At 30.8% G+C, this 26,822-nt stretch carries 24 protein-coding genes; 19 read left to right on the top strand and 5 right to left on the bottom strand.

All coding sequences use genetic code 11. The features are described 5' to 3' along the window. The first annotated feature begins 14 nt into the window (after positions 1–14). The 9 genes from RWQ74_RS02045 to RWQ74_RS02005 all read left to right on the top strand — a co-directional run bounded on the left by RWQ74_RS02045 (position 15) and on the right by RWQ74_RS02005 (position 9,036). Complete coding sequence (locus tag RWQ74_RS02045; protein WP_314396314.1) at positions 15–1,316, top strand: extracellular solute-binding protein; 1,302 nt, start codon at positions 15–17, stop codon at positions 1,314–1,316. A 224-nt stretch (positions 1,317–1,540) separates the two neighbouring features. Beyond that, entirely contained in the window at positions 1,541–2,446 is a 906-nt protein-coding gene (locus tag RWQ74_RS02040) for a sugar ABC transporter permease (RefSeq protein WP_314396312.1), read from the top strand. Between the two features lie 11 nt (positions 2,447–2,457). Continuing rightward, positions 2,458–3,285, top strand: a complete 828-nt coding sequence (locus RWQ74_RS02035; RefSeq protein WP_314396310.1) for a carbohydrate ABC transporter permease — start codon at positions 2,458–2,460, stop codon at positions 3,283–3,285. A 4-nt stretch (positions 3,286–3,289) separates the two neighbouring features. Further along, on the top strand, positions 3,290–3,982 hold the full coding sequence (locus RWQ74_RS02030; protein WP_314396308.1) for an N-acetylmannosamine-6-phosphate 2-epimerase: 693 nt from the start codon (positions 3,290–3,292) through the stop codon (positions 3,980–3,982). Further along, on the top strand, positions 3,982–4,278 hold the full coding sequence (locus tag RWQ74_RS02025; RefSeq protein ID WP_314396306.1) for a hypothetical protein: 297 nt from the start codon (positions 3,982–3,984) through the stop codon (positions 4,276–4,278). The genes RWQ74_RS02030 and RWQ74_RS02025 overlap by 1 nt, the downstream gene beginning before the upstream one ends. Positions 4,279–4,816: 538 nt before the next feature. Further along, on the top strand, positions 4,817–5,752 hold the full coding sequence (locus RWQ74_RS02020) for an FAD:protein FMN transferase (RefSeq protein WP_314396304.1): 936 nt from the start codon (positions 4,817–4,819) through the stop codon (positions 5,750–5,752). 57 nt (positions 5,753–5,809) lie between these two features. Then, a complete protein-coding gene (locus RWQ74_RS02015) occupies positions 5,810–6,523 on the top strand; it encodes an NADPH-dependent FMN reductase (RefSeq protein WP_399540723.1) in 714 nt (237 codons plus the stop codon). A gap of 17 nt (positions 6,524–6,540) precedes the next feature. Further along, positions 6,541–7,806, top strand: a complete 1,266-nt coding sequence (locus RWQ74_RS02010) for an NAD(P)H-dependent oxidoreductase (protein ID WP_314396302.1) — start codon at positions 6,541–6,543, stop codon at positions 7,804–7,806. A gap of 156 nt (positions 7,807–7,962) precedes the next feature. Then, positions 7,963–9,036, top strand: coding sequence for a PTS sugar transporter subunit IIC (locus tag RWQ74_RS02005; protein ID WP_314396300.1), 1,074 nt, complete (start codon positions 7,963–7,965; stop codon positions 9,034–9,036). Positions 9,037–9,225: 189 nt separating this feature from the next. On the opposite strand, the gene rplS is transcribed toward RWQ74_RS02005, so the two are convergent. Together rplS and RWQ74_RS01995 are read right to left on the bottom strand one after the other, a co-directional pair. Then, positions 9,226–9,570: a 50S ribosomal protein L19 gene (gene rplS / locus RWQ74_RS02000; RefSeq protein WP_004263065.1), complete on the bottom strand. Its 345-nt coding sequence runs from the start codon at positions 9,568–9,570 to the stop codon at positions 9,226–9,228. Between the two features lie 138 nt (positions 9,571–9,708). After that, positions 9,709–10,068 (bottom strand): Spx/MgsR family RNA polymerase-binding regulatory protein, encoded by a 360-nt coding sequence (locus RWQ74_RS01995; RefSeq protein ID WP_314396299.1) that lies wholly within the window; start codon positions 10,066–10,068, stop codon positions 9,709–9,711. A gap of 172 nt (positions 10,069–10,240) precedes the next feature. Here RWQ74_RS01995 and RWQ74_RS01990 point away from each other — a divergent pair, with 172 nt between their 5' ends. After that, positions 10,241–10,942, top strand: a complete 702-nt coding sequence (locus RWQ74_RS01990; RefSeq protein WP_314396297.1) for an ABC transporter ATP-binding protein — start codon at positions 10,241–10,243, stop codon at positions 10,940–10,942. Between the two features lie 4 nt (positions 10,943–10,946). Continuing rightward, complete coding sequence (locus RWQ74_RS01985; RefSeq protein WP_314396295.1) at positions 10,947–13,562, top strand: FtsX-like permease family protein; 2,616 nt, start codon at positions 10,947–10,949, stop codon at positions 13,560–13,562. Between the two features lie 353 nt (positions 13,563–13,915). Here RWQ74_RS01985 and RWQ74_RS01980 read toward each other — a convergent pair whose 3' ends face one another. Both RWQ74_RS01980 and RWQ74_RS01975 read right to left on the bottom strand, forming a co-directional pair. Continuing rightward, positions 13,916–15,103, bottom strand: a complete 1,188-nt coding sequence (locus RWQ74_RS01980) for a TVP38/TMEM64 family protein (protein ID WP_314396293.1) — start codon at positions 15,101–15,103, stop codon at positions 13,916–13,918. Between the two features lie 24 nt (positions 15,104–15,127). Further along, the gene (locus RWQ74_RS01975; protein WP_314396291.1) at positions 15,128–15,808 is read right to left on the bottom strand and encodes a YdjY domain-containing protein; all 681 of its coding nucleotides are present in this window, start codon (positions 15,806–15,808) and stop codon (positions 15,128–15,130) included. 423 nt (positions 15,809–16,231) lie between these two features. Between RWQ74_RS01975 and RWQ74_RS01970 the strand changes: the two genes are divergently transcribed. The 6 genes from RWQ74_RS01970 to RWQ74_RS01945 all read left to right on the top strand — a co-directional run bounded on the left by RWQ74_RS01970 (position 16,232) and on the right by RWQ74_RS01945 (position 22,058). Further along, positions 16,232–18,151, top strand: coding sequence for an ATP-binding cassette domain-containing protein (locus RWQ74_RS01970; protein ID WP_314396289.1), 1,920 nt, complete (start codon positions 16,232–16,234; stop codon positions 18,149–18,151). Further along, a complete protein-coding gene (locus tag RWQ74_RS01965) occupies positions 18,144–18,527 on the top strand; it encodes a hypothetical protein (RefSeq protein ID WP_314396287.1) in 384 nt (127 codons plus the stop codon). Before RWQ74_RS01970 ends, RWQ74_RS01965 begins: the two co-directional genes overlap by 8 nt. A 23-nt stretch (positions 18,528–18,550) precedes the next feature. Then, complete coding sequence (gene argS / locus RWQ74_RS01960; protein ID WP_314396285.1) at positions 18,551–20,185, top strand: arginine--tRNA ligase; 1,635 nt, start codon at positions 18,551–18,553, stop codon at positions 20,183–20,185. A gap of 29 nt (positions 20,186–20,214) precedes the next feature. After that, on the top strand, positions 20,215–20,694 hold the full coding sequence (rpoE, locus tag RWQ74_RS01955; protein WP_314396283.1) for a DNA-directed RNA polymerase subunit delta: 480 nt from the start codon (positions 20,215–20,217) through the stop codon (positions 20,692–20,694). Between the two features lie 382 nt (positions 20,695–21,076). Continuing rightward, a complete protein-coding gene (locus RWQ74_RS01950; RefSeq protein ID WP_003144740.1) occupies positions 21,077–21,277 on the top strand; it encodes a cold-shock protein in 201 nt (66 codons plus the stop codon). A gap of 397 nt (positions 21,278–21,674) precedes the next feature. Beyond that, complete coding sequence (locus tag RWQ74_RS01945; RefSeq protein ID WP_003147859.1) at positions 21,675–22,058, top strand: RidA family protein; 384 nt, start codon at positions 21,675–21,677, stop codon at positions 22,056–22,058. A 22-nt stretch (positions 22,059–22,080) separates the two neighbouring features. Here the strand turns inward: RWQ74_RS01945 and RWQ74_RS01940 are convergent, their stop codons facing one another. Next, the gene (locus RWQ74_RS01940; protein WP_314396280.1) at positions 22,081–22,944 is read right to left on the bottom strand and encodes a hypothetical protein; all 864 of its coding nucleotides are present in this window, start codon (positions 22,942–22,944) and stop codon (positions 22,081–22,083) included. Positions 22,945–23,508: 564 nt separating this feature from the next. Here RWQ74_RS01940 and hisS point away from each other — a divergent pair. Both hisS and aspS read left to right on the top strand, forming a co-directional pair. Beyond that, the gene (hisS, locus tag RWQ74_RS01935; RefSeq protein ID WP_314396278.1) at positions 23,509–24,789 is read left to right on the top strand and encodes a histidine--tRNA ligase; all 1,281 of its coding nucleotides are present in this window, start codon (positions 23,509–23,511) and stop codon (positions 24,787–24,789) included. Then, on the top strand, positions 24,789–26,561 hold the full coding sequence (aspS, locus tag RWQ74_RS01930) for an aspartate--tRNA ligase (RefSeq protein WP_314396276.1): 1,773 nt from the start codon (positions 24,789–24,791) through the stop codon (positions 26,559–26,561). Before hisS ends, aspS begins: the two co-directional genes overlap by 1 nt. Positions 26,562–26,822 lie beyond the last annotated feature (261 nt).

Genomic DNA, 26,822 nt, shown 5'->3' with positions numbered 1-26,822 from the left:
AGGAGGCTCATATTATGAGAAAATTAAATAAACTGCTTGCGGTAGCAGCAACTACAGCGCTTGTACTTACAGGATGTGTTGGTGGTAAGAAAGAGCAAAAACAAGCAGACCCGAATAAAAAAGTAGAAATTACATATTGGGATTTCCCACAATTTACAAAAGATAAAGAATTCAAAAAAACTGAGGATTTCGATGCAGCGTTAATTAAAGCTTTCGAAGCAAAAAATCCTAACATTAAAGTTAACTATCAAAAAATTGAATTTACAGATGGACCAGCTAAAATTGAAACAGCTATTCAGTCAAAAACAGCTCCAGATGTACTCTACGATGCTCCAGGTCGTGTAATTGCTTGGGCAGCAAAAGACTTGTTAGTACCTTTAGATGACATTGATAAATCTAAACTAAACGATGCAGCGGTTAAAGCATCTAGTTACAAAGATAAGCTTTACCTATATCCACAAGGTGTAGCACCATTCTTAATGGGTGTTAACAAAGATTTAACAGATAAATTAGGTGTTACTGATCTTTTACCATTAAACAAACAAGATAGAAGTTGGACTGTAGAAGAATATGAAAAATTCTTAAAAGCAGTTAAACAAAAAGATTCTAGTATTACTCCAGCTTTATTCTACACTAAATCACAAGCAGGAGACCAAGGACCAAGAGCATTTGTAGCAAACTTATACAACTCTTGGATTACAGATGATGCAAACAGCAAATACACTATTAACGACGCAAATGGTGTTAAAGGATTAGAGTGGGTTAAAAAAGCTTACGATGACGGTTTATTAGGACAAGGGGTTGCTTTAGAAGCTAAAGATGCTCTTGAAGCGTTCAAATCAGGACGTGCAGCAACTACAATCTTATTCTCTCCTGGTATTGCAGCTTCACATGCATCAGGATTTAACTACAAATTCCTTCCATTCCCTAACAATGGTGGAAAAGCTAAATACGACTACTTAGTTGCAGGGCCAGCTATCTTCGATAACGGTGATGCAGATAAAGCAGCGGCAGCTAAAAAATTCGTTGACTTCATGGTTAATGATAAAGATTGGGGTAAACGTACTCTATTAGCATCTGGTAACTTCTCAGCTAAAAAAGGTGAAACAGGATTATACGATTCAGAAGAACTTAAATTTGCTGAAGGATTAACTGGACAATATGCTACTTACTACAATACTATTCCAGGATTCGCTAAAATGAGACCTCTATGGTTCAATATGGTGCAAGGTGTGTTAAATGGAAAAACTTCACCTAAAGAAGGATTAGATAAATTTGTAGAAGATGCAAATAAAACAATAAAAGAAGCATTGTAATTTGACGTATGAAGGGGCTGATCCAAAAGTCCTGAAATTTAACAAAGTTCATATGAGAACTCATAGACGCAGTGGTTTATTGATATCCAAATTTGCTTTATAAAAGCTTTTTAGCTATCTAATAAACTGTGCGGGGGTGACTCGACAAAATCTTGTTTCTCCGAAATCACGATTTTTGAGTCACTCCCTTTTTTAGATAAAATATAAACTTTTTAGGAGGTTCTATGAAAACTACTAAGAAAAGAAAAAAAATAGACTTTAGTGCATATCTTTTTATTTTGCCAGTTAGTTTATTTTTCATAACATTCGTATTAGTCCCAATGTTACGTGGACTTCAGTTATCATTATATAGTTTTGCTAAGAAAAATCCAGTATTTGTTGGATTAAAACATTACTCAGACTTAATGTTCAGTGGAAATGGAGCGACGATCCACGAACCATTTATGAAGTCATTAATTAACACAATCGTAGTAACTGTTGTAGCAGTACCTATAGTTGTATTAGTTTCAATATTTGTCGCTGTAACTATTTATAATAAGAGTGCTGTCGTAAGATCATTCTTCCGTGGTGTATTCTACATTCCAGCTATATCTTCTGTAGTATCTGTTACTGTAGTATGGGCTTGGATTTATCACCCAGAATACGGAATCTTAAACTATGTATTTAAATCAATGCACTTAATTAATGATAATGTTGACTGGTTAGGAAATCCAAGTACAGCATTATATGCGATTATCACTATTTTGATTACTACTTCATTAGGTCAACCGATAATCCTTTATGTTGCGGCTTTAGGTAACGTGCCAAAAGAATTATTAGAAGCTTCAGAGATTGATGGAGCAACAAAATGGCAAGTATTTACAAAAATAACTTGGCCATTAATCAAGCCTACAACATTATATATTGTAGTAGTAACAACAATTAACTCGTTCCAAATTTTCGCACTTATCCAATTATTAACAGCTGGTGGACCGAACTACGGAACAAGTACAATCATGTACCTAGTATATGAAGCAGCAATTAAAAACGGAAATCATGGTGTAGCTAGTGCGATGGGAATTATCCTTGCTGTAATTATCGGAATAATTTCGATTTTACAATTCAAGTTCCTATCTACAGATAATGATTAGGAGGATTTAGAATGAAAAATATAAGTATTTTTAAAATAGTATCAATGATAATATTACTTGGGTTAACTATATTCTTTATTTTTCCATTTTATTGGATTGCATCAGGATCATTTAAATTACAAGATGTAGCGATAACAATTCCACCAGAGTGGTGGCCATCGACTCCAACATTGGAAAACTACGAGAAGTTATTCACATCGAACACTTTAAGATGGTTCTTTAACTCAGTATTTATTTCAGTAATGACAACATTCTTAGTTTGTGCAACATCAGCATTAGCAGGATATGCATTAGCTAAGAAAAACTTCCCAGGTGTTAAGATAATATTCATGGTGTTTGTAGCAGCAATGGCATTACCAAAACAGGTAATTTTAATACCTTTATTAAACTTAATTACTGAATTTAACTTAATGAATACATACTATGCGTTAATCTTACCTGCAGTAGGATGGCCATTTGGGGTATTCTTAATGAGACAATTCTCTCAAGCTATTCCAACAGAGTTGCTTGAATCAGCGAGAATTGATGGTTGTGGAGAAGTGAGAACATTTATGAACATTGCATTACCAATTATTAAACCTGGTATTGGTGCGTTAGCGATTTTTACATTCATCGCTAGCTGGAATGATTATTTCTCACAATTAATCTTCTCTAATACACCAGACATGTCTACTTTACCTTTAGGTTTGGCAGCATTAGCACAAGGTCAAGAGTTCTCTAATGACTATGGATTACTAATGGCAGGGGCCTCATTAGCGTCATTACCGATGATAATCGTGTTCATTTGTTTCCAAAATTACTTTACTCAAGGTGTTACTTTAGGGGCCGTGAAAGGATAAGTTTATGAATAAACAACAATTAATAGAATATCTAAAAGGAGAAATGATAGTTTCTTGTCAAGCGTTACCAGGAGAAGCTTTATATAAAGAAGACGGTGGAGTAATGTGTTTGATGGCACAAGCTGCAAAAAATGCAGGTGTAAAAGCTATTAGAGCTCAAGGTGTTATAGATATTAAACAAATAAAAGAACAGACAAATTTACCAGTAATTGGTATAATAAAAAAATCATATGAAGGTTATGCTACATACATAACAGCTACAATGGATGAGGTGGATAAATTAGTAGAAGCTGGATCTGATATAATAGCATTGGATTGTACGAATAGAGAACGTGGTGATGGTAAAACTCCAAGCGAATTTGTAAGAGAAATTAAAGAAAAATATCCAAATGTATTATTGATGGCAGATATTTCTAATTTAGAAGAAGCGATTGAAGCTGAAAAAGCAGGAGTTGATTTTGTAGGAACTACTATGAATGGTTATACGCCGTACACAGCAGATTCAAAACAATTTAATCCGGGTTTAGTAACAGAAATCGTAGAAAATATAAAAATTCCGGTTATAGCGGAAGGTAAAATTCATACACCACAACAAGCGAAACAAGCTTTAGAAGCTGGTGCACATTGTATAGTTGTTGGGGGAGCGATTACAAGACCTCAAGAAATTACAACAAGATTTTTAAGTGAGTTGAGATAATGAGTTTAATAGTTTTATTGGCATATTGGTATACCTATAGTAAATGGTATATATTAGGATCGTGGTTTATCACACATATTTTAAATATAGCATTTAAGAGATTATGGCTTTCACCATTATTAATAAATGCACTTGCATTGATAGTGTTGTTCGTAGGAATATACTATAAATTGATAGAAGGTCAAGAAGTAGGAGCCTCAGTGCTTAACGTATATATGCCGATAGTCTTTTCGAGCATTATAATGAATTTATTAATATTTACGATTAGGAAAATTAGAATAAAGCTAAAAAATTAATGATAAAGCTATTAATTAGTTTGAAGACGAATAGTTATTTTGTCTTAAACTGGTTAATAGCTTTTTTTATGAAAATATATACATACAACATTATATGTTTCTAAATGAAAGTGAATATCAATGAAAATTAGTATGGTATTATTACATTTTTGTTTTTTTATAGTTTATATTTGTATTTTTAGAATTTTAGAATAAATATATTTTGATAAATTTTAAAAAAACTTAAAATATGTAAAGTGTTGATAAATTAATATTTTCAGATGATGAAGTTTAAATGTAAGCTGTTTTTTTTTGTTTTTTTATGTATAATTAAAATTAGTAGATTACTTATTATTGTGTTTTTTAATGAAAACGACATACTGTATCGCCTTTATGAGTTAAATATTTTATTGATTTGAAGAGATTTCTGTTATATAATGTAATTAAAGTATTAATCATCTATTATTACTTTGTCTTTTAATAACAGGTTTCTTGTAGATGTATATAACATATTTAGTTATCTTAAGCAAATAAATTTTTTATTGTAAGGTGTAAAAAAATGGAATTAAGAAGAAAGACCTTAAAATTAATGGGTTCTCATATAGATATTCTTATTTTTGATAGCGTTGATGCTGAGAATATTTTAGATGATGCTGTGGAAATGCTAAAAATGTATGAACATAGATTTAGTGCAAATGATGACAGTTCTGAATTAATGGAAGTTAATCATAATGCAGGTATCGAAGCAGTCAAAGTTCATCCAGATTTATTTGATTTGATAAAGATAGGGAAAGTTCATAGTTGTGCTCCTAATAGCTTTTTAAATATTGCTATTGGGCCAATTGTACAGACATGGAGAATAGGGTTTAAAGATGTAAAAGTTCCTACTAAACAAGAAATTGATAATTTATTAGAAATAACTGATCCTAATCAAATAATTTTAAATGAAGAAGAGCAATCTGTCTATCTTGCAAGAAAGGGTATGGCTATTAATTTAGGTGCTTTAGCAAAAGGATATATTGCTGATCTTATGATTGAATATTTGAAGAAAAGAGGCGTAGATGCTGGATTAATTAATTTAGGTGGTAATGTATTAGCTTTTGGTGATGCCAAGCATAATCAAGATTTAATGTGGCGCATAGGTATACAAAATCCAGTAGAAACAAGAGGAAATCATTTATTTACTATAGGGATAAGAAATCAATCGGTAGTAACATCAGGGATATATGAACGAAATCATACAGAAAATGGTAAAATGTATCATCATATATTAAATCCGAAGACTGGTTATCCCGTTGAAACAAGTGTAGCAGGATTATCGATAATCTCTAGAAAGTCAGTAGATGGAGAAATCTGGACTACAAGATTGTTTGGAAAAGATATCAAAGATATTTTAGAAGAAGTGAACAACTTACCTGATATAGAATGTGTTATTGTAACAACTGAAGGTAAAGTCTATTATACAAGCAGAGTGCTAGATAAAATAATATGTTAAATAAAAATATCTTGAAGAATACTGAATATACTATTAATTTAAGGAGGCTCTATTAAAGTGGCTGAAGTAAAAAACAAAAAAAATGTTAAAAAAGCAAAACAAGAAAATCTAGATACAAATAAAGTAGATAGTACAAAAAAAGAGAGAGGAAACAAAAACATGGTAAAATTAATTGGTCTAGTTGGTACAAACTCTAAAAAATCTACAAACCGCCAACTTTTACAATATATTAAAAAACATTTTGCAGGTAAAGCTGACATCGAATTAGTTGAAATTAAAGATCTTCCTTTATTTAACAAACCAGCTAATAAAGAATTACCTGAAGGAGTTAAGGAAATTGCAGCTAAAATTGAAGCAGCTGACGGGGTTATCATCAGTTCACCTGAATATGACCATGCAGTACCTGCATCATTAATGAGTGCAATCGCTTGGTTATCTTATGGAATTCACCCATTACTAGATAAACCAGTAATGTTAACAGGAGCTTCATACGGAACTCTTGGTTCATCTCGTGCGCAAGCGCACTTACGTCAAATGATGGATTCACCAGAAGTTAAAGCACGTGTAATGCCAAGTTCTGAGTTCTTATTAGGGCATTCTTTACAAGCTTTTGACGAAGCTGGAGATATTTCTAACCCAGAAACAGTTGCTAAATTAGATAGTTTATTTGCTGATTTCTTATTATTCATCAAAATTACTGAAAAATTAATTAATGCACATAAATTAGCTGAAAAAGAAATTGAAAACTTCTCTTGGGAAGATTTAAAATAGGATAGGAGTGTAGACACATGAAATTAGTAGGAATCGTAGGTTCAAACGCGGAAATTTCTTATAACCGCAAATTAATGGAATTTATAGCAAAAGAATATAAAGATTTATTCACTTTAGAATTATTAGACATTACTAACTTACCAATGTTTAACCAAGATGAAGATCATTCAAGAGAAAACAAAGATTTATTAGTAATGAACCGTAAAATTTTACAAGCTGATGGTGTTATCATCGCTACACCTGAGCACAACCACACAATTACTGCATCACTTAAGAGTGCATTAGAGTGGTTATCATTCGAATTACACCCACTTGAAAACAAACCAGTAATGGTACTTGGAGCTTCATACTATGATCAAGGATCATCTCGTGCTCAATTACACTTACGTCAAATCTTAGACGCTCCAGGTGTAAACGCGATTGTATTCCCAGGACATGAGTTCCTTTTAGGTAAAGCTAAAGAAGCTTTTGATGCTGAAGGTAACTTAGTTGACGATCGTACAGTAGGATACTTACGTATGTGCTTAACTAAATTCGTTAAATTTGCTACAGTAGCTCAATCATTAGCAGAAAGAAAACCAACACCGCCAGAAGACTTAACAGCTAGTGGAAAATGTGATACAACAATCGAAGGTGTTGATGGAAATGCTGATGACTGGTATGAAAAAGCAGCTGAAAAAGTTAACGCTGTATCTGGAGATACATATGTTAAACTTGATCGTGGTATCTTAACAGTAGACCAACTTAACTACTTCTTAAACTCTATGCCAATGGAATTAACTTATGCAGACAGCAATAACCAATTCTTATACTACAACTACCACAAAGAAGATTACGAAATGCTTGCAAAACGTCGTCCAGAACAAGTTGGATGTTCATTAGCAAATGTTCACCCAGAGCACCCAGAGAGAATACATAAGAGTGTAAACTGGTTAGTAGGATTACTACGTTCAGGACAAATTGATGTATTCCGTACACACGTACCAACTCACGGACCAGATAAATATGTTGTGCACAACTACCAAGCTATGTACGACAAAAATGGTAAATACGCAGGTATCAACGAGTACATCTTAGACTTCAAACCAATCGTAGATTGGTACTTAAAACAAACAGGTCAATCATTAGTTAAAAATGGAGTACCTGTAGGTCACGGATATGCAGCAGCACCAGCAGCGGCAGATGCAACAAGTGGAGCTTCTGACGCTGGTCATGGTGGAGCAGCACCAGCACCAGCAGCGGCAGCGCCAGCAGCGGATGCAACAAGTGGAGCTTCAGCATAATAAGTTAGAAAAAATGATAAAAAGGCTTAAGTGTTATTCTTAAGCCTTTTTTTATTTCTAGAGCATATCTAGAGAATATTAGAAAATATTAAGTTATAATATAAAATAAATATACATTAGTGTAAAATAATATTTACTAAATACGGAGAGTATTGTATGAATAAAAATAATGTTTTATCTAAATTATTTCATAGGTATTTTATTGTTGCTTTGAATGGAATGGCCTTAGGGTTGTTCTGTACTCTAATTATTGGATTGATTATTAAGCAGATTGCTATAAGCTTGAGTGGAAGTTTATCGAGTTTCTTACTTGTTATAGCGAGTATCGCAATGGTATTAACAGGTCCAGTTATTGGTATTGGTGTTGCGCATGCGCTTAAAGCTCCTAAATTAGTAATCTTAGCATCGGGTGTAGTAGGATTTTTAGGTGCGTTTGGATCAAATCTAGGTACTAATAATTTGCTAGATCATGGTAAATTGATAATTAGTGGTTCTGGTGATCCGTTAGGAGCTTTTATAGCGGTAGTTATAGCTGCGGAAATAGGTAGACTTATTTCCGGAAAAACTAAAATAGATATTATTATCACTCCATTTGTCACAATAATCATTGGAGGAATAGTTTCTTATTTAACAGGACCATATTTAATAAAAGGGATGAAAATTCTTGGTACATTTATAAGAGATGCAACTGAATTACAGCCGTTTATTATGGGGGTAGTTGTTTCTGTTGTTATGGGGATAATTTTAACATTACCTATAAGTTCAGCGGCATTATCTATTATACTTGGATTATCGGGCATCGCTGCAGGTGCATCTACTGTTGGATGTGCAGCTCAAATGGTTGGCTTTGCAGTAATAAGTTTTAAAGCTAATCGTTGGAATGGATTACTTGCTCAAGGGTTAGGAACGTCTATGTTGCAAGTTCCTAATATTATGAGAAAACCAGTAATTTGGATCCCTCCTATTATTGCAAGTGCTATACTGGGGCCTATAGCAACCATTATTTTTAGAATGGAAAATAATCCCGCTGGAGGAGGTATGGGAACATCAGGACTAGTGGGGCAACTTATGACATGGCAAACAATGTCATCTTATACAACTCACTCAGTGTTGTTAATAGAGATCTTGTTATTACACTTTATATTACCTGCGATTATTTCATATGGAGTATATTACTACATGGAGAAAAAAGGCTTTGTGAAAGCTGAAGATTACAAATTAGATCTATAAAAACAAAAGAACTAGCTATAGAAAAATATAGTTAGTTCTTTTTTACATTTATAGGGAGTGAGTAGAAAATCGTAATTTCAGAGAAATAAGATTTTGTGGATTTTGTTAAGATACTCCCATGTATATGACATTGAAAATAAAAAAAGAAGCCCTGTTACTGATGTAATAGGGCTTTTAAGCTTCTTCTTATTAACGTACTTCTTTAATACGAGCAGCTTTACCACGTAGGTTACGTAGGTAGTATAATTTAGCACGTCTAACTTTACCTTTACGTACAACTTCAATTTTTTCAACTTTTGGAGTGTGAACAGGGAATGTTCTTTCAACACCAACACCGTTTGAAATTTTACGTACAGTATAAGTAGCAGAGATTCCTCCACCACGACGTTTGATAACTACTCCTTCGAATTGTTGGATACGCTCACGTCCACCTTCAACGATACGAACGTGTACTCTTACTGTATCCCCAGCTTTAAATTCAGGAATGTCTGATCTTAATTGCGATTTAGTAATCGCTTCAATGATTTTGCTCATTATTCTTTCTCCTTTTTTTACAAAATGTTCATTACTAATGCTTGATTAACAGAGGAACATCGTAATTTAATGTTTTCACATCTTGACTATTATAACATTATTCAAAGTAAATATCAATAGAAAACTTAATAAAATTTATTATAAAAGAGCTTTTTCCCAAGTTTCTTCTTTGAATCCAAGTAGTAGGATATCATTCTTAAAGTCAAAAGCTAAAGGACGTTTGATTAACATACCATTTTCATGTAGTAGTGTTAAAGCTTCATCAAGTGATAAAGTTTCTAACTTGTCTTTTAAGCCAAGTTCTTTATAAACAAGTCCACTAGTATTAAATAATTTTTTTAAAGGTAAATCGAATGTTTCGATGATTTTTTTAAATTCTGCTACAGTTGGTGTTTTTTCTTTTACATTGAAGTATGTTGCTTCAATATAATTTTCAGTTAAAAGTTTTTTTGCTTTTCTACATGTAGAGCATGTTGGGTATTCATAAATAGTTAGCATATAATCTCCTCAATAATTTTTTATAAATTCTAAATAATTATTGATATTATAATATTTATTTTTATTAGTGTAAAGAAATCTGTTTAGAATATAGTGTATATGAAAAGCGTTTAGATTAATTGAATAGATAAGATGTGATATAATTGATTTATAGGAATAAAGGAGAAATACTATGCAAAAGATAATTGTAAAAGATGTTTCTAAAATATATGGAGAAAATAGTAATAAAGTTATAGCGAATGATGCCATTAGTTTTGATATTGATGAAGGGGAATTTGTTGTAATTTTAGGTCCAAGTGGAGCTGGGAAGAGTACACTTCTTAATATTATTGGTGGAATGGATAATGCAAGTAAGGGATCTATTAATATTTTTGGAAAAGAGATTGTCGGTTTAAGTGAAGCAGAACTAACCAGATATAGAAGAGAAGATATAGGTTTCGTTTTTCAATTCTATAATTTAATTCCAAACCTAACAGTTTTAGAAAATGTAGAATTAGCTGGACAAATTGTAAAACAACCGAAAAAAGCAACAGATATCTTAAAGTTAGTAGGGTTAGAACATAGAATGGATAATTTCCCTTCGCAAATCTCTGGTGGAGAACAACAGCGTGTTGCTATAGCGAGGGCAATAGCTAAAAATCCAAAACTATTACTTTGTGATGAACCAACTGGGGCGTTAGATTATAAGACGGGAAAAAATATCTTAAATATCCTAAAAAACTATAGTGTAGATGAGAAAAAAACTGTAGTTATTATCACTCACAATAGTTCTATAGCTGAAGCTGCAGACAAGGTAATAGAAATTTACGATGCTAAGGTGAAAAAAGTAACACAAAATATTAATCCAAAAAGTATTGATGAAATAGAGTGGTAGTGTTATGAAAGCAATAAATAGAGATATATTAAGAGAAATATTAAAAACAAAGTCGAAGTTTATATCGATAATGATAATAATGTTTCTGGGAGTTTTTATCTTTGTAGGTCTAAAAGAAACATCACCCGCTATGGTGAATACCTATAATAAGTATATAGAACGCCATAAGATGTATGATTTGCGAGTGAGTCATAATTTTGGAATCAATGAAGAAGATATGAAAATTATAAAAGCTCTAGACAATATTGATTTAAGTGAGAGTTATTTTATAAAAAAACTTCAGATAACTAATAGTAATGAGTTTGTAAATATTGAATCTTTACCTGAAAAATTAGTTTTACCTGAGTTAACTGAAGGTGCTTTACCCAATAATGATCAAGAAATAGCTTTAGTTGAATCACTGCAAAGTAGTTATAAAATTGGTGATGAGATTTCTTTTATTTCAGATAAGAGTGAAAGTAATACTTTAAAACAATATAAGTTTAAAGTAGTTGGTTTCGTTCAAGGAGCAGATCATATAGAGGTATCTAATAATAATCTAGCTAATAAGGACTATTTTGGGTATGTAAAAAGAGACGTTTTTAAATTTGAAAATGTAAGTGGAGTAAATATAAAACTTAAAGATATTAACTATAAATATAGTGATAAAGATTATATTACGGAAGTTAATAAGACTAGAGATAGCCTGATAGAAAAATTAAAAACTCAGCAAAAAATCGACGAAAAAAATTATTTAGAAAAAAATAATAAAAAATTAAACGAAAATGAAAAAGTAATAAATCAAGCACAAGAACAACTTAATAGTGTTAAAGAAAAACTTGAATTATTAAAAAATGTTGATAGTAAGAGTTACAATGAACAAGCAGAAAAATTGAATAAAGCTCAAAAAGAGATTGATGATAATAAAAAGCAACTAAATATTGGGAAAACTAGTCTTTCAGAAGAAAGTTATCCTAGATTCTCGGTAGAAAATATTAGAGGTTTAAAAAACTATGCTCAATTTATAGATTCTGCGAGTGGTTTAACTTTTGTTGCTAATGTTTTTTCAGTATTTTTATTCGTTGTATCGATTTTAGTTTCACTTACTACTTTGACTAGAATGATAGACGAAAATAGGATAAACATAGGTACTCTTAAATCACTAGGATACAGTAATTATCAAATTTCTAAGAAATATTTTGTATATGGTGGATTATCTACCTTAGTAGGTACAATATTAGGGATTATTGGAGCATATTTGGTGATTGTACCGATAATATATAATTCTTATGCAAGGTTCTTTACTTTTAACACACCGGAGATTGTATACACTCCAAGTATACTTATCGCAGCTTTTGTTATTTCATTAGGATGTATAAGTTTAGCGATTCATATACCGCTTAGAAAAAACTTAAGAGAAAAGAGTGCGTACTTATTGCGACCTAAGGCTCCTAGTAGGGGAAGTAGAATATTTTTAGAAAGAATACCGTTTATTTGGTCAAGACTTAGCTTTTTAAGGAAGGTAACCTTTAGAAATATTTTCCGCTACAAAATTAGAATGTTAATGACGATATTTGGAGTTGCAGGATGTCTGACTCTTATGTTTATAGGTTTTGGTATTCGTTATGGAGTAATAAATATTTCTAATGAACAATTCAAAGTTATTAATAAGGTTGATATCGCAGCTACTTATAATCCTTATATAGATAATGAAAGTGTAGAAAAACTTCAAAAAGAGATTGATAATAATAAGAAAGTCAAAGCTAGTACCAAAATAAATATTCAACTTGCTACTTTCGAGAGTAATAATGAAATTATAGATTCTGTACAATTAATAACGGTGGATAAAGAAAATTATAAGGACTATATTACATTAGTGGATAATAATGCCAAAAGTATTAACTTGTCAAATGGTTCGGCTGTTATTAGTGAAAAACTCGCATATCTTCATAAGTTACAGGTAGGAGATAGCTTTAATGTAGTTGTAAATAATAAAGAATACACATTTACTGTTGGTGAAATAAATAAAAATTACTTTGGACATACAATTTATATAAATAAAGATTATTATGAATCAGTATTTAAAAAACAATATAAGGACAATACATTTTTAATACAAACTACAGGTGGTAAGGAAGTTGTTGAGAGTGTTGTAAGTAATTTAAATAACAATAGCGATATAGTAAACATAAGTGATAATTCTAAAATACAAGAAATACTTGATAATTTTATTAAAGGAATAGATATTATAGTGGCAGTTATGGTGATTTGTTCAGTTACATTAGCGCTTGTTGTATTATATAATTTAATAAATGTTAATGTATCTGAGCGTATTAGAGAATTATCAACGATAAAAGTTCTTGGTTTTTATCCAAGCGAGGTAACTATTTATGTATTTAGAGAAATCTTTTACTTAAGTGGGGTAGGTATTATTTTAGGTAATTATCTAGGCTATAAAATGTATTTGAAAATAATACTAGAACTCGCGGGTAGAGATATGATGTTTAGTAGTAAAGTACCTTTAGTAGTTTATTTATTAGCATCGGGTATAACAATATTGATTACTATAGTCGTAATGATAGTAATGCATAAAAAACTTAAAAAAGTAAACATGGTAGAAGCTCTTAAGGCAATAGAGTAGAATAGGAGAAAAGAATGGCAATTATAATAAATGACGAAGCGAAAAAATTATTAAAAGATAAAAATAAAAACTATATATTAGTATCACTATTTCAGCAAGCTTGTTGAGGTGGTAGAGTAAATAAAGTTATCGGGGTTTCGATAGCAAGCAAATTTGATAAAGAATTATATTCAAAATATGTAGTTGATGGAATAGATGTTTATATCGACTATAGATTAAATATAGGAGAAAAGGTAGAAATAGGTGTAGAAAAATTCCTATTTATGAAATATTTTAACCAGGTAGGGATCACCGCTTTATAAATAAACAAAACAACTAGAGATGAAAAGTATCATTTCTAGTTGTTTTGTTTATTAGTTAGAAGATGCAATAAGCTCTTCTTCTTTTTTATGTTTATCATTGTAGATTTTTTTCATAATACCAATTACGATTGATAGTGCGAATAAACACATTAGTCCGATGAATAGGTTTCTGACCCCACCAGAAAGTGTTCCACCAACGTATGAGTAAACTATTGTTGCTGGTAGTTGCCCGATTCCTGTAGCGATAAAGAATCGCCAGAAACTCATATTAGTAAGACCAGCAGCGTAACTAACGAAGTCGAAAGATACGAACGGTAATAATCTACAAATAAGAATAGCTTTATCTCCGTATCGTTCGAAGAATACATCAATACTTGCCATTGCACCCTTACTTGTAAGTTTTTCTACTACGTCTCGTCCTAGCCCACGAGCGATATAGAAGCATACTGCAGCTCCTATCATTGCTGTAGACCAAGATAATACAGCTCCTAATACCCAACCGAAGATAGCAGCGTTAGATAGCGTGATTAAAAATGCTGGAATAGGCGCAGCTATTGATTGAAGTACCATTAGTACTCCAGAGACAACTGCAGCCCAAGCACCCCATCCTCGTAAATATTCGATTACTGCATTTGTATCGAATTGAGACAGTGTTGCGAAGGCTGTATTAATTCCATTTTTAAAACTAGGCACTGTAAAGTATATTGCAAAGAAGATTGTAAAACAAATAAGTGTAATATATCTTACTTTTCTACGTTGTGCTTTTAATTTTTTCTCCTCTTCAGGATCAACTTCTCTTAAATCACTAAGTTTTACTTCTTTTTCTTTTAATGCTTTAAGTTCATCTTTAGTGTAAACTTTTTGGTATTTAGAGAGTGTGAAAATAATATAAAGATTTATTAAGTTAACGATAATAACACCAACTATAAATGGAACCTTAATTTGATTAAGTGTTCCAGCATGCAGTACTTCACGAGCTATATATAGTAAAGTTTTAGTTTTACCTGAAAAAATAGCCATTAAAAGTATTATCGCTTCAATTATAAAGAATGTGTACTTGCGATTAATACGCTTGAAATATAATCCTGTCATTATACCGTAAACAGTCCAAACAAAAATCACAAGACTCTGGTCAGCTAACATTTCGAACTGTGTAAAGAAGAACAGAAGGAAAGCGAAGAAGTAACCAACTGCTATACCAACACTCGTAAAATAAAATAAAAGTCTTAATCGATTCATTTAATCTCTCCTTGTGATTAGCTATTATTTTTTAATGCTATAAATAACAGCTGCATATGTTCCATCTTCTGGAAGAATATCTTCGTTACCAGTGAATTTAACCTCTTTACGAGTTTCAACAGCTCCATAAGTGTAAGTAGTATTTGAGATAATACCAACAGGGCAGCTATCTAAACAAGATAAGCATCCTGTGTTTTTATCAATGGCACGTTTTAAGTTACCACCGAAGCGGAAATCAATTTGTTTACCGTTACTATCTTTTACTACTTCGTTAATGTCGTATTTTTTGTCAGCTCCATTCCAAGTGATTTCAGCTTTAATTGGAGTTCCTTCAACATGCGTAGTAGTTGCATTATTTGGATTCATATTTTCTCCTGGTTTTGCACCAATCTCAATTAGAGCATTGTAGAATTCATCGGGTTTAGCAAATGCAGTAAATATTGATTTAGCCCCATTTGTACCGCTTTGTTCTACAGAATTATGTCTTGTCGCTTCACCGAAGTATTTACCATTGATTTTTGTAAGTACTGTTACAGTACCTGCTTCTTTATCTACTTTTAGTGGTTTATCTAATGATACACCTGCTACGTAGTCTGCAGGTTGATTTGAATTTTGCGAAGTTGAATTAGACGAACTACTACACCCAACTGCAGTAAATGCTAATCCAGCAGCCATAAGGACTGATAATATTTTTTTTGGTTTCATGTAATGAATCCCCCTTATTAATAAATTTCTTATATAATTGTATTATAACATTTATATAAAAAGGTAACAATAATCTATATAAAATATTATATAAATTTAATTAATAGTAAAGCAAAAGTACATTTAATCGATGGAAAATATTATTTTATTTTAAATATACAGCATGTACAAAAATAATAAAACAGAAATATATAGTGAGTAAATAATTTAATAAAAATTTTATATTCTAGATTATAAGACTAAGAATGAATAAAATATTATTTATTGATAGTTGTTATCAACTATCGATAGATGTAGTTTATATTAAATTGATCATTATAATTATTAGCGAAAAAACAAGAAATGTGATATAATATTCCAGTTATATATGAAATTAATAGGGTTTTATGAAAGTAAGCTAAGAAATTAGAGAAAGGAGCAAAAATGTTAATTCAATTAAATAATATAACAAAGAATTTTGTTGTAAATGAAATATTTTCAAATGTAAAACTAGAAATTAACGACAAAGACCGTGTTGCAATAGTAGGTAGAAATGGTGCAGGGAAGAGTACGTTATTAAAAATAATATCAGGTGCTATTAGTTTCGATAGTGGAGAAAGAACTATTTCTAAGAATACAACGGTAGGATATTTATCTCAAGAATTTATTGTAAGAGAAGATTTATCAATATATGAAGAGATGATTACATGCTTTGATGAAATTATTACGTTAGAAGCAGAATTAGAAAAACTTTCATTTGAATTGACTCCAGAAAATATCGAGAATAATCCAGTGCTACTTAATAAATTCGATAGATTACAAAATGAAGTTTTAACTCACAAAGATTATCATTATAAAAGTAAGATAGAAAGTGTTCTGTATGGATTAGATTTTACAAAAGAAGTTTTTGATAAAAAAATAAGTACTTTCTCTGGTGGAGAGAAGACGAGATTATCAATGGCTAAACTACTATTAAGTGAGCCGGATTTGCTAGTTTTAGATGAACCGACTAACCACCTTGATATGGAAAATGTAGCGTGGTTAGAGAATTATCTATCATCATATAATGGAGCGATTGTTATAGTCAGTCATGATAGATATTTTTTAGATAAAGTAGTAAATGTTGTATATAATCTAGAATTTGGAAAGTTAAAAAAATACGTAGGTAATTATTCTAAGTTTTTAGTACAATACGAAGAAGATTTTGAAAAGCAACTAAAAGAGTATACAAGTCAACAGAAGGATATTAAAAAATTAGAAGAATTTGTTCAGAAAAATATTGCCAGAGCATCTACTAGTAAAATGGCTAAGAGTCGTCAAAAAGTATTAGATAAAATGGAGCTTATTGATAATCCGAAAAAAGATGATAAAGCAGCAGGTATAGAGTTCCTAATTAAGGAGCAAAGTGGTCGTGATGTTCTGACTATCAGTGACTTGGAGGTAGGTTATAATGGAACGAAAGTAGGTCGAAGTTATAATCTTTCTGTTTATAAAGGTGATAGAATAGCTGTTGTTGGAAGAAATGGTATAGGAAAATCGACTTTAATAAAGACAATAGCGAAGAGACAAAAAGAAATTTCTGGTTCTGTTCAATATGGTAGTAAAGTGTCATTAGGATACTATGATCAAAAACAAGCGGAATTCGAATCTTCAAAAACAATATTAAATGAATTATGGGACGAATATCCTTTAATGAAAGAGGCGGAAGTAAGAACAGTGCTTGGTAGATTCTTATTTAGAGGTGATGATGTTCTTAAGATAGTAAGAGATCTTTCAGGTGGAGAAAAGGCAAGATTGCAACTTTCAAAATTGATGCTAGAAAAAAACAATCTCCTTATATTAGATGAACCGACTAACCACCTCGATATTACGAGTAAGCAAGTATTAGAAGAAGCGTTGAAAAACTACGAGGGAACTATTCTTTTTGTCAGTCACGATAGGTACTTCATTAATAAGATTGCTAATAAGGTGCTAGATATTACTGACAATGGTTATAATATGTACTTAGGAAATTATGATTACTATCTGGAAAAAAGAGAACAAGAGAAAATAGCTCAGCAACTAACTAAACAGAGTGAAGAAGTTGTTGTTGAAAAAGAAGTAAATAACTATACTCTAGATAAAGAAGCAAAAAGACGTGTTCGAAAATTAGAGAGAACTCGTGATGAATTGATGAATAAAATTGAAACTTTAGAAGAAAAAATACAAGCTGTAAATAATGAACTTGCCAAAGAGAAAGTTTATACTGATATGCTAAAAACTCAAGAATTTAATGAACAGTTAAAACAATTAACAATTGAACTAGAAGGTTTAAACGATTCTTGGTTAGAAATTGAAGAGGAATTAGAGAGTATTAATGGATAGTAAAATTAAAATAACGACTTATGTTGATGCTGAAAAAGTACATGAAGAATCTTGTATAGGAAGATATATTGAACAACTAGATAGCCAGAAAATAATTTATAATGATAAAAATAACAAAAAAATAGAGATTTTTATTGACAAAATAAAAGAAAGTGTTAGTATAGAAAAAGACGATTCAAAAATGTACTTAGCATATACGAAAACAAGTAATGATTACAGTACGCAATATGGTCAAATGAAATTGGAAACACAACTTGTGAAAATGAGTAAGATAGGAAAAAATAATTTTACTTTATTTGAGATAGTGTACAATATATATTTCGGAAAAAATGATAAACAGCAAAATAAATTGAAAATATTAGTGAAAAATATATAGTAGGTAATTAGGAGGAATTTTTTGTGAAAAATAAAATAGTAGAATTATTACAAAATTCTTTAACCAAATTGGAAATTGATGGAGTAGATATTCATGTAGAAACTCCAAAAAACACGGAAAATGGTGATTTTTCTTCAAATGTGGCGATGCAATTAACAAGAGTTTTACGTAAAAACCCTAGAGTTATTGCTGAGGAAATAATTAGTAATATAGAAGAAGATGAAGCGGTAGAAAAAATTGAAATAGCTGGACCAGGATTTATTAACTTTTTCGTTAAAAAATCAAGCCTTGGAAGTGTTGTTGGAAAAATCTTAGAAGATGATTTTAAATATGGTGAAAACAACATTGGGCAAGGGAAAAAAGTACTTTTAGAGTATGTATCAGCCAACCCAACTGGAACATTACACGTGGGGCATGCTAGAAATGCTGCATATTCTGATTCATTAGCAAGAATTATGAAAAAATCTGGATATGATTTATCTCGTGAATACTATATCAATGATGCTGGTAATCAAATTAATAATCTTGTAATTTCAGCGATTACTAGGTATAAACAGGCTCTAGGCATGGATGCTGAAATGCCAGAGGATGCTTACCACGGTGAAGATATTAAAGTTCTAGGTCAAAAACTAAAAGATGAATTTGGTGAATCATTATTAGAAAGAGAAGACTTAAATGAGTTTATTCGTGAGTATGCAGTAGCATATGAAATGGAAAATATTAAAAAAGATTTAGGTGACTTTGGATTAGAATATGATGTATTCTTCAGTGAAAAGTCATTATATGAAAATGGTCTAGTAGATAAAGCTTTAGAATCTTTAAGAGAACAAGGTTTCGTATATGAAAAAGATGGAGCTTTGTGGCTAGAAACAACTGCGTTAGGAACTGGGGATGATAAAGACCGTGTATTAATTAAGGCAGATGGTTCATTAACTTATTTAACAAGTGATATAGCGTATCATAAAAATAAATTAGATCGTGGATTTGATTTATTATTAGATGTTCTTGGTGCAGATCATCATGGTTATGTAGCTAGACTTAAAGCTAGTGTAGTAGCTATGGGGTATAAAGCAGATCAATTAGAAGCGTTAATAATGCAAATGGTACAACTTCTAAATAATGGGGAAGTTGTGAAAATGAGTAAGAGAACAGGTAAGGCAATTACACTTCGAGACTTAATAGATGAAGTAGGTGCTGATGCAGCACGTTACTTCTTAGTAATGAGAAGTGCAGATAGTCATTTAGATTTTGACTTTGCAGTAGCGAAAGAACAATCAAGTGATAACCCACTATACTATGTTCAATATGCTCATGCTAGAATTTGTTCAATCTTACGTCAAGCAGCTGAGCAAGGTGAGTATGATGTTAATAACTGTGATTATGAATTATTGACAGATGAGTACTCAGTAGATTTACTGAAAAACTTAGCGTATTATCCAGAAATAGTTGCACAAGCAGCTAAAAATTATGAACCACACAGAATTTGTAATTATTTACAAAGTCTTGCAAGTTCATTCCACAAATTCTATAATAATAACAAAGTAATAACTGAAAATAAAGAACAAACTCAAAGTTACCTTTCATTAATCACTGCTGTTAAGATAACTTTAAGAAATGCTTTAGACTTAATCGGAGTATCAGCTCCAGAAAAAATGTAATAAATAAAAAAGAAGGGAATCTAATATAAATGGTAAAGTTAAAAGATTTAAGCGCAGAAAAAATTAAGGAAATGTCACTAATAGATTTATGTTATGCATATATGGTAGAAGAAGGGATTGAAAAATTAAATATTTATGATTTCCTAGATTATATTAAACCATTAAGAAATGTTGATGAGGAAGAATTTACTGCACAAGCTGCATATTTCTACACAGATTTAAATTTAGATGGACGTTTTGTTTGTGTAGAAGATGGTAGTTGGAAATTAAGAGATAGTTTATTTGTAGAAGATATTAAAAACTTTGTTGAACCAAGTGTACAAAAATTTGAAATCGACGATGAAGATGACATTGAAGAACTTGGTGAAGAAGAACAAGAAGATATCCATGATGAAGTTGATGCTCTAATCGAAGAAGAAGATATAGAAGAGAGTGAAGATGTCTTTGATTTTGATAATGAGGGTATTGTATCAAAATTCAACATTGCAACTGAAGATGAAGAGTTTTAATGGGAGTGACTCAAAAATCGTGATTTCGGAGAAATCGATTTTTTAGAGTCATCCCCGCACAGTTTATTAGATATCTAAAAAGCTTTTATAAAGCGAATTTAGATGTCAATAAACCACTGTGTCTATGAGTTCTCATATACACTTTGTTAAAACTTAAGACTTTTTGGGTCAGCCCATTTTTTTGAGTTTTTACTTGCAAATTATATTAATATGAAGTATAATAGAGAAAGTCAATAAAACATATAGTAAAAATTGTAATACAGGTTCTAAGTTTTTTAAGTGAATAACACAATGTCACATTTATTTTATTTATTATCTTTAACGGCAAGAATACGATTGATTATTGATAATAAAATATAAAATAAAAAGGAGATTGTAACTTATGAAACAAGGTACAGTAAAATGGTTTAACGAGGAAAAAGGATTCGGATTTATCGAAGTAGCAGGAGAAAAAGATATCTTTGTTCACTTCTCAAGTATTAAAAAAGATGGATTCAAAACTTTAAAAGAAGGCGATAAAGTTGAATTTGAAGTTGAAGACGGTGCTCGTGGACCACAAGCAGCTAACGTAGTTGTTCTTTAATTAGAAATGTAAGAAAGCTATAGCTAGATTTAGAATCTAGTTATAGCTTTTTTGTTGTTTAATGTATAATGGCTCTTTGTCAAGTATGGTTGATTTAGAAAAATAGGGAGGAGATATAAATTTGTTTTATATCATTGGTATTGAAAATTCCATTAATTCTTTCTAATTTGCAATTGGAAGTAAGTTTTTAAATTTAATTATGAAAACGAATACGATTTTATTGAAAAATAAGTGTATATAAACTATAATTATATGAAAAGATATGTAATATCAATAATAGTATAGTACATAACGGAATGGATAAATCCGATATTACTGAACTCGAATTTTAGAGTACTGTTAAAGGTATTTTCTATTCTTAAGCATCAAAATATGCAAGAAAAAGGAGATTTATAAAATGAAAATTACAGAAGTAAATACACCAAAAGCACCAAAAGCAGTAGGACCATATGTGCAAGCAAATAAAGTAGGAAATCTTATTTTTTGTTCTGGTCAATTAGGGATTAACCCGGAAACAGGGAAAATTGTTGAAGGTGGAGTTATCGAAGAAGCAAAACAAGTTTTTAAAAATATTGAAGCAGTTTTAGAAGAAGCTGGAAGTTCTATGAATCATGTTGTAAAATCATTAGTGCTTTTAAAAGATATTGCAGACTTTGCTGAAGTGAATAAAGTATATGCAGAACAATTCAATGATGTACTTCCTGCTAGATCAGCTTTTCAAGTGGCTGCATTGCCACTAGGTGGGAACATAGAAATAGAAGTGATAGCTGTAGAAAAATAAAGAATCAAGGATGGCAAGTTAGCTATCCTTGATTTTTTGCGTTATAATTTGCGATTGCAGCATTTATTTCTTCGTTCGTGAAGTTAGAGATATCACCTTTTAGTTCATTTTCAATGATATTTCTACTAGTGCTACCCTCTTGAGTGTAACGTATAGTATTATATGTTTCAGGTACTTGTTGTCCTACAATTTGTGGGTGATTTTGTGTATTAGGAATAGATGAAACTTTTTTAGTATCATAAGAATTATTTTTAGTACTATTAGAATTTTTATTTGAAGAAGTAGTATCTTTTTTAGAACTTTCTCTATTGCCTAGTTCTTTTTTTGTTTCCTCTTTTTTAGTTACGCTAGTTTTATGATCTTGTTCTAATTCTGAGGTTTCAGAATTTAACAGTTTTTCTTTTAAAGCTTCATATTTGAAGTCGTACTTAGCTAAAATAGTTTGAATTTGATTTGCATAAGTTGCTGAGCTAATGTCTAATTCTAAAATCTCGGTAAGAGCATTGTCATAATGGTCTAATTGCTCATCTAAATATGAAATTGCTTTAGAGAAAGTATGATTAACATCTAATTTTTTAGCTTGTTTTAAGTGATCATGTGCTTTTTCGATATCTGCATTGTTTAGTGCAGTATCAATTCTTACTAATTCACTAGCGGTATTAATTTCATTATCTATATTTCTTAACGTTTCTTTAGCTTTTTCTGTAGTTAATGTTTCAAGGCCATTCAAGCCATTTTTAAAATCATATGAATCATTAATTAATGATATATATTTTGAATGTTCTTCTTTAAAATTTTTATTTCCTGCATTTAGGTAGTAGTAAGTACCACCTACTAAGAAAAATATTGCTAATATAGGCATTAAAACAGAGATTATTTTTTTCATAAAGGGCTATACTCCTTTCTTTAATGTCTTTAACTATAATTTATTGTATAATGTTAAGAAAAAAAAATCAAGTAAATTAAGTGATAAGTAATTAAATAAAATACGTAAGTTAGCTACTATACCGGTAAAATATTATTTATTATGGTGAAAAAAATAGTTCTTATTAATATTGAATTGTCTAGAAAAATAATCTTATAAAGTAATATGGGATAAGTGAAAATTTAAAGAAATTAAATTTAAAAAATGTAATAATTTCTTGACAATGACAGTAGTTTGGTATAATATATTTAAAAGAAACGTGACAAAAAAAGTAAAAAGAATTTTATTTTATGTTTTAATTAAAGAGAACTTAATCCCTAGGCTGAAAGATTAAATATTAATGATTAAAATAAGTAACACTTTTTGTAAAACTTAATAATTTGAAAAATAAGGTATCGATATTTCGATATGAATTAGGGTGGCACCACGAATTTAGTTATCGTCCCATATAGTATAGGCTATATGGGGCGATTTTAATTTATATTGAAGTAAAATTTGTAGATAAATCATTGAAAGGAGAATGAAATGGTAATTAGCATGCCGAGAGGAACTCAAGATATACTACCTGAAGAAAGTATTAAATGGCAGTATATTGAAGGGAAACTAAGAGAAATTAGCAAGAACTTTTGCTATGAAGAAATTAGAACACCGATGTTTGAATCAACAGAATTATTCAGTAGAGGTGTTGGAGATACTACTGACATAGTTCAAAAAGAGATGTATACTTTCCAAGATAAAGGAAATAGATCTTTAACACTAAGACCTGAGGGAACTGCTGGAACAGTTCGTTCATATATAGAAAATAAACTATTCGCTAAAACAATTCAACCACAAAAATTATATTATGTTGGTCCGATGTTTAGATATGAAAGAAAACAAAAAGGACGTTATCGTCAATTCGTTCAATATGGAGTTGAAGTTATTGGAGAAGAAAGTCCAAAGATTGATGCAGAGGTAATAAGCTTAGCATATAATATTTACAGAATGTTTGGTATAGAAAATATCAAAGTGAGTATTAACTCTTTAGGAAATCCCGAAGAAAGACAAGCTTATAATGAAGCGTTAGTAAAACATTTTGAACCTAGAATAAACGAGTTTTGTGAGGATTGTAATAATAGACTTTACAAAAACCCTATGAGAATTTTAGATTGTAAAGTTGATGCAAGACATGAACTTATTAAATCAGCACCAAAACTATTAGATTACTTAGGTGAAGAGTCTAAGCAATATTTCGCAGAAGTTCTAAGACACTTAGACGCATTAGGTGTAAAATATGAAATCGATCATAATTTAGTTCGTGGGCTAGATTACTATACTCATACTGCGTTTGAGATTATGATAGATAATCCTGAAGTGGAATTAAAAACACTTTGTGGAGGTGGTCGTTATAATGGTTTAATTAAATTGTTAGATGGACCGGAAGATAAAAAAGGTATTGGTTTTGCTCTAAGTATTGAGAGATTATTATTAGCTCTAGAAAGTGAAAATATAGAATTACCTATAGATGATACAATTGATGTATTTGTAGTTGCTATGGGAGAAGAAGCTTCAAATGCTGGAGTAAAACTTACTAATGATTTAAGATTAGCTGGATATAGTGTACAAAATGATTATTTTGATAAAAAAATGAAAGCTCAAATGAAGATTGCAGATAGATATAATGCAAAATATTCTATAATAATCGGACAAAGTGAACTTGAAAATGGAACACTTGTCGTAAAAGATATGAAATCATTTGAACAAGAAATAATTAACTTAGACAACATTGTTGATTATTTACAAGAGAAATTGAGAGGAGAAAAATAATGAGTGCATACGGAAGAACAGAATACGCTGGTCGTATAGATGAAAAATATGTAGGAAAAAAAGTAACATTAAAAGGTTGGGTTAGTAAACGTCGTGACCTTGGTAATTTAATTTTTATCGATGTTAGAGATAGAATGGGTGTAGTTCAATGTGTATTCTCAGGAGAAAAAAATGCAGAATTACATGAACTAGCAGGAACTTTAAGAAACGAATTTGTAGTTTCTATTGAAGGAGAAGTAGTATTAAGAAATGAATCTACTGTAAACGAGAAAATCGCATCAGGTAAAGTAGAAGTTATCGCTGATAAATTAGAAATTTTATCAAAAGCAAAAACATTACCATTCGTATTAGATGATGCAAGTTTATCAAGTGAAGAGTTACGTCTTAAATACCGTTACCTAGATTTAAGAAGAACAGAACTTGCTGAAGTGTTACACTTACGTTCAAAAATCACTAAAGCAACTAGAGATTATTTAGATAACAACATGTTTGTTGATGTTGAAACACCAATTTTAACTAAGTCTACTCCAGAAGGAGCGCGAGACTACTTAGTACCAAGTAGGGTTCATCCAGGTGAATTCTATGCATTACCACAGTCACCACAATTATTTAAACAATTACTAATGGTAGCTGGATTTGACAGATACTATCAAGTAGCTCGTTGTTTCCGTGATGAAGACTTACGTGCAGACAGACAACCAGACTTTACACAAATTGATATGGAAATGAGCTTTATGTCACAAGAAGAAATTCTTACTATGATAGAAGGTTTAATTGCACACGTAATGAAAGAAGTAAAAGGAATTGATGTAGTATTACCATTCCCACGCCTTGATTACGAAGAAGCAATGGAAAGATTTGGTAGTGATAAACCAGATACTCGTTTTGGAATGGAATTAAAAGATGTTAGTGATCTTGTTAAAAACTTAGACTTTAAAGTATTCTCAAATGCAGTAGAACAAGGTGGAGCAGTAAAATGTATCGTAGCTAAAGGATGTGCAGAGCAATATTCTCGTAAAGATATCGACGCTTTAGGTAAATATGTTGCGAACTATGGAGCTAAAGGATTAGCGTGGGTTAAAGTAACAGAAGAAGGATTAAATGGAGCAATTGCTAAATTCTTTACAGATGAAGTAGCTCAAGAATTAGTAGCTCGTGTAGATGCAGAAGTTGGAGATATTATCTTATTTGCTGCAGACAGTAAGAAAGTATGTTACGCATCATTAGGTGCATTACGTCAAAAATTAGCAGCTGATTTAGACCTAATCGGTAAAGATAAATACAACTATCTATGGGTAGTAAACTGGCCTTTATTAGAGTATGATGAAGAAAAAGGTCGTTACAGTGCAGCTCACCACCCATTCACAATGCCAAAAGTAGAAGATGTTGAACTATTAGAAACAGCACCAGAAAAAGCATATGCACAAGCTTATGATATAGTACTTAATGGATATGAGTTAGGTGGAGGAAGTATCCGTATTTACGATAAAGAAGTTCAATCTTCTATGTTTAAAGCATTAGGATTCACACAAGAACAAGCTCAAGAACAATTTGGATTCTTATTAGATGCATTTGAATATGGTGTACCACCTCACGGAGGTTGTGCTCTGGGATTAGATAGATTCGTTATGTTATTAGCTGGCCGTGACAACTTACGTGATACAATTGCGTTCCCTAAAACTGCGAATGCAGCAGATCCAATGACTCAAGCACCATCACCAGTAGATCTAGAGCAACTATTAGAATTAAATATTTCACTACTAAGAAAATAAAGCAAATAGAAATGTAATGTATATCTGAGGAAGAGTTAATCTTTTCCTCAGATTTTTTAAAAAATTTATTGACATAAATTAAAACAGATGATAGAATAGTAAAAGTCTTCTCAAGAAGAAGACGAACAATCGAACATTTCGAAATATCAAATGTTAAGAAATTATAAAAAAGTTCTTGACAAAATATAAAAGAAATGATAAACTTATAAAAGTCTTGAAGAAAGACAAAATCAATTATTTCAACGAAGTAAACGATTTAAA

Origin of the sequence: uncultured Gemella sp. (assembly GCF_963525165.1) — a bacterium.
Taxonomy (GTDB): Bacteria; Bacillota; Bacilli; order Staphylococcales; family Gemellaceae; genus Gemella.
Note: the sequence above shows the minus strand (reverse complement) of the source record. Positions and strands in the feature narration are given on the sequence as shown.

Excerpts from the sequence above, each read along its gene's own strand:
- RWQ74_RS02045 (WP_314396314.1), top strand. The coding sequence starts at position 15 with ATGAGAAAATTAAATAAACTGCTTGCGGTAGCAGCAACTACAGCGCTT.
- RWQ74_RS02040 (WP_314396312.1), top strand. The coding sequence starts at position 1,541 with ATGAAAACTACTAAGAAAAGAAAAAAAATAGACTTTAGTGCATATCTT.
- RWQ74_RS02035 (WP_314396310.1), top strand. The coding sequence starts at position 2,458 with ATGAAAAATATAAGTATTTTTAAAATAGTATCAATGATAATATTACTT.
- RWQ74_RS02030 (WP_314396308.1), top strand. The coding sequence starts at position 3,290 with ATGAATAAACAACAATTAATAGAATATCTAAAAGGAGAAATGATAGTT.
- RWQ74_RS02025 (WP_314396306.1), top strand. The coding sequence starts at position 3,982 with ATGAGTTTAATAGTTTTATTGGCATATTGGTATACCTATAGTAAATGG.
- RWQ74_RS02020 (WP_314396304.1), top strand. The coding sequence starts at position 4,817 with ATGGAATTAAGAAGAAAGACCTTAAAATTAATGGGTTCTCATATAGAT.
- RWQ74_RS02010 (WP_314396302.1), top strand. The coding sequence starts at position 6,541 with ATGAAATTAGTAGGAATCGTAGGTTCAAACGCGGAAATTTCTTATAAC.
- RWQ74_RS02005 (WP_314396300.1), top strand. The coding sequence starts at position 7,963 with ATGAATAAAAATAATGTTTTATCTAAATTATTTCATAGGTATTTTATT.
- rplS (WP_004263065.1), bottom strand. The coding sequence starts at position 9,570 with ATGAGCAAAATCATTGAAGCGATTACTAAATCGCAATTAAGATCAGAC.
- RWQ74_RS01995 (WP_314396299.1), bottom strand. The coding sequence starts at position 10,068 with ATGCTAACTATTTATGAATACCCAACATGCTCTACATGTAGAAAAGCA.
- RWQ74_RS01990 (WP_314396297.1), top strand. The coding sequence starts at position 10,241 with ATGCAAAAGATAATTGTAAAAGATGTTTCTAAAATATATGGAGAAAAT.
- RWQ74_RS01985 (WP_314396295.1), top strand. The coding sequence starts at position 10,947 with ATGAAAGCAATAAATAGAGATATATTAAGAGAAATATTAAAAACAAAG.
- RWQ74_RS01980 (WP_314396293.1), bottom strand. The coding sequence starts at position 15,103 with ATGAATCGATTAAGACTTTTATTTTATTTTACGAGTGTTGGTATAGCA.
- RWQ74_RS01975 (WP_314396291.1), bottom strand. The coding sequence starts at position 15,808 with ATGAAACCAAAAAAAATATTATCAGTCCTTATGGCTGCTGGATTAGCA.
- RWQ74_RS01970 (WP_314396289.1), top strand. The coding sequence starts at position 16,232 with ATGTTAATTCAATTAAATAATATAACAAAGAATTTTGTTGTAAATGAA.
- RWQ74_RS01965 (WP_314396287.1), top strand. The coding sequence starts at position 18,144 with ATGGATAGTAAAATTAAAATAACGACTTATGTTGATGCTGAAAAAGTA.
- rpoE (WP_314396283.1), top strand. The coding sequence starts at position 20,215 with ATGGTAAAGTTAAAAGATTTAAGCGCAGAAAAAATTAAGGAAATGTCA.
- RWQ74_RS01950 (WP_003144740.1), top strand. The coding sequence starts at position 21,077 with ATGAAACAAGGTACAGTAAAATGGTTTAACGAGGAAAAAGGATTCGGA.
- RWQ74_RS01945 (WP_003147859.1), top strand. The coding sequence starts at position 21,675 with ATGAAAATTACAGAAGTAAATACACCAAAAGCACCAAAAGCAGTAGGA.
- RWQ74_RS01940 (WP_314396280.1), bottom strand. The coding sequence starts at position 22,944 with ATGAAAAAAATAATCTCTGTTTTAATGCCTATATTAGCAATATTTTTC.
- hisS (WP_314396278.1), top strand. The coding sequence starts at position 23,509 with ATGGTAATTAGCATGCCGAGAGGAACTCAAGATATACTACCTGAAGAA.
- aspS (WP_314396276.1), top strand. The coding sequence starts at position 24,789 with ATGAGTGCATACGGAAGAACAGAATACGCTGGTCGTATAGATGAAAAA.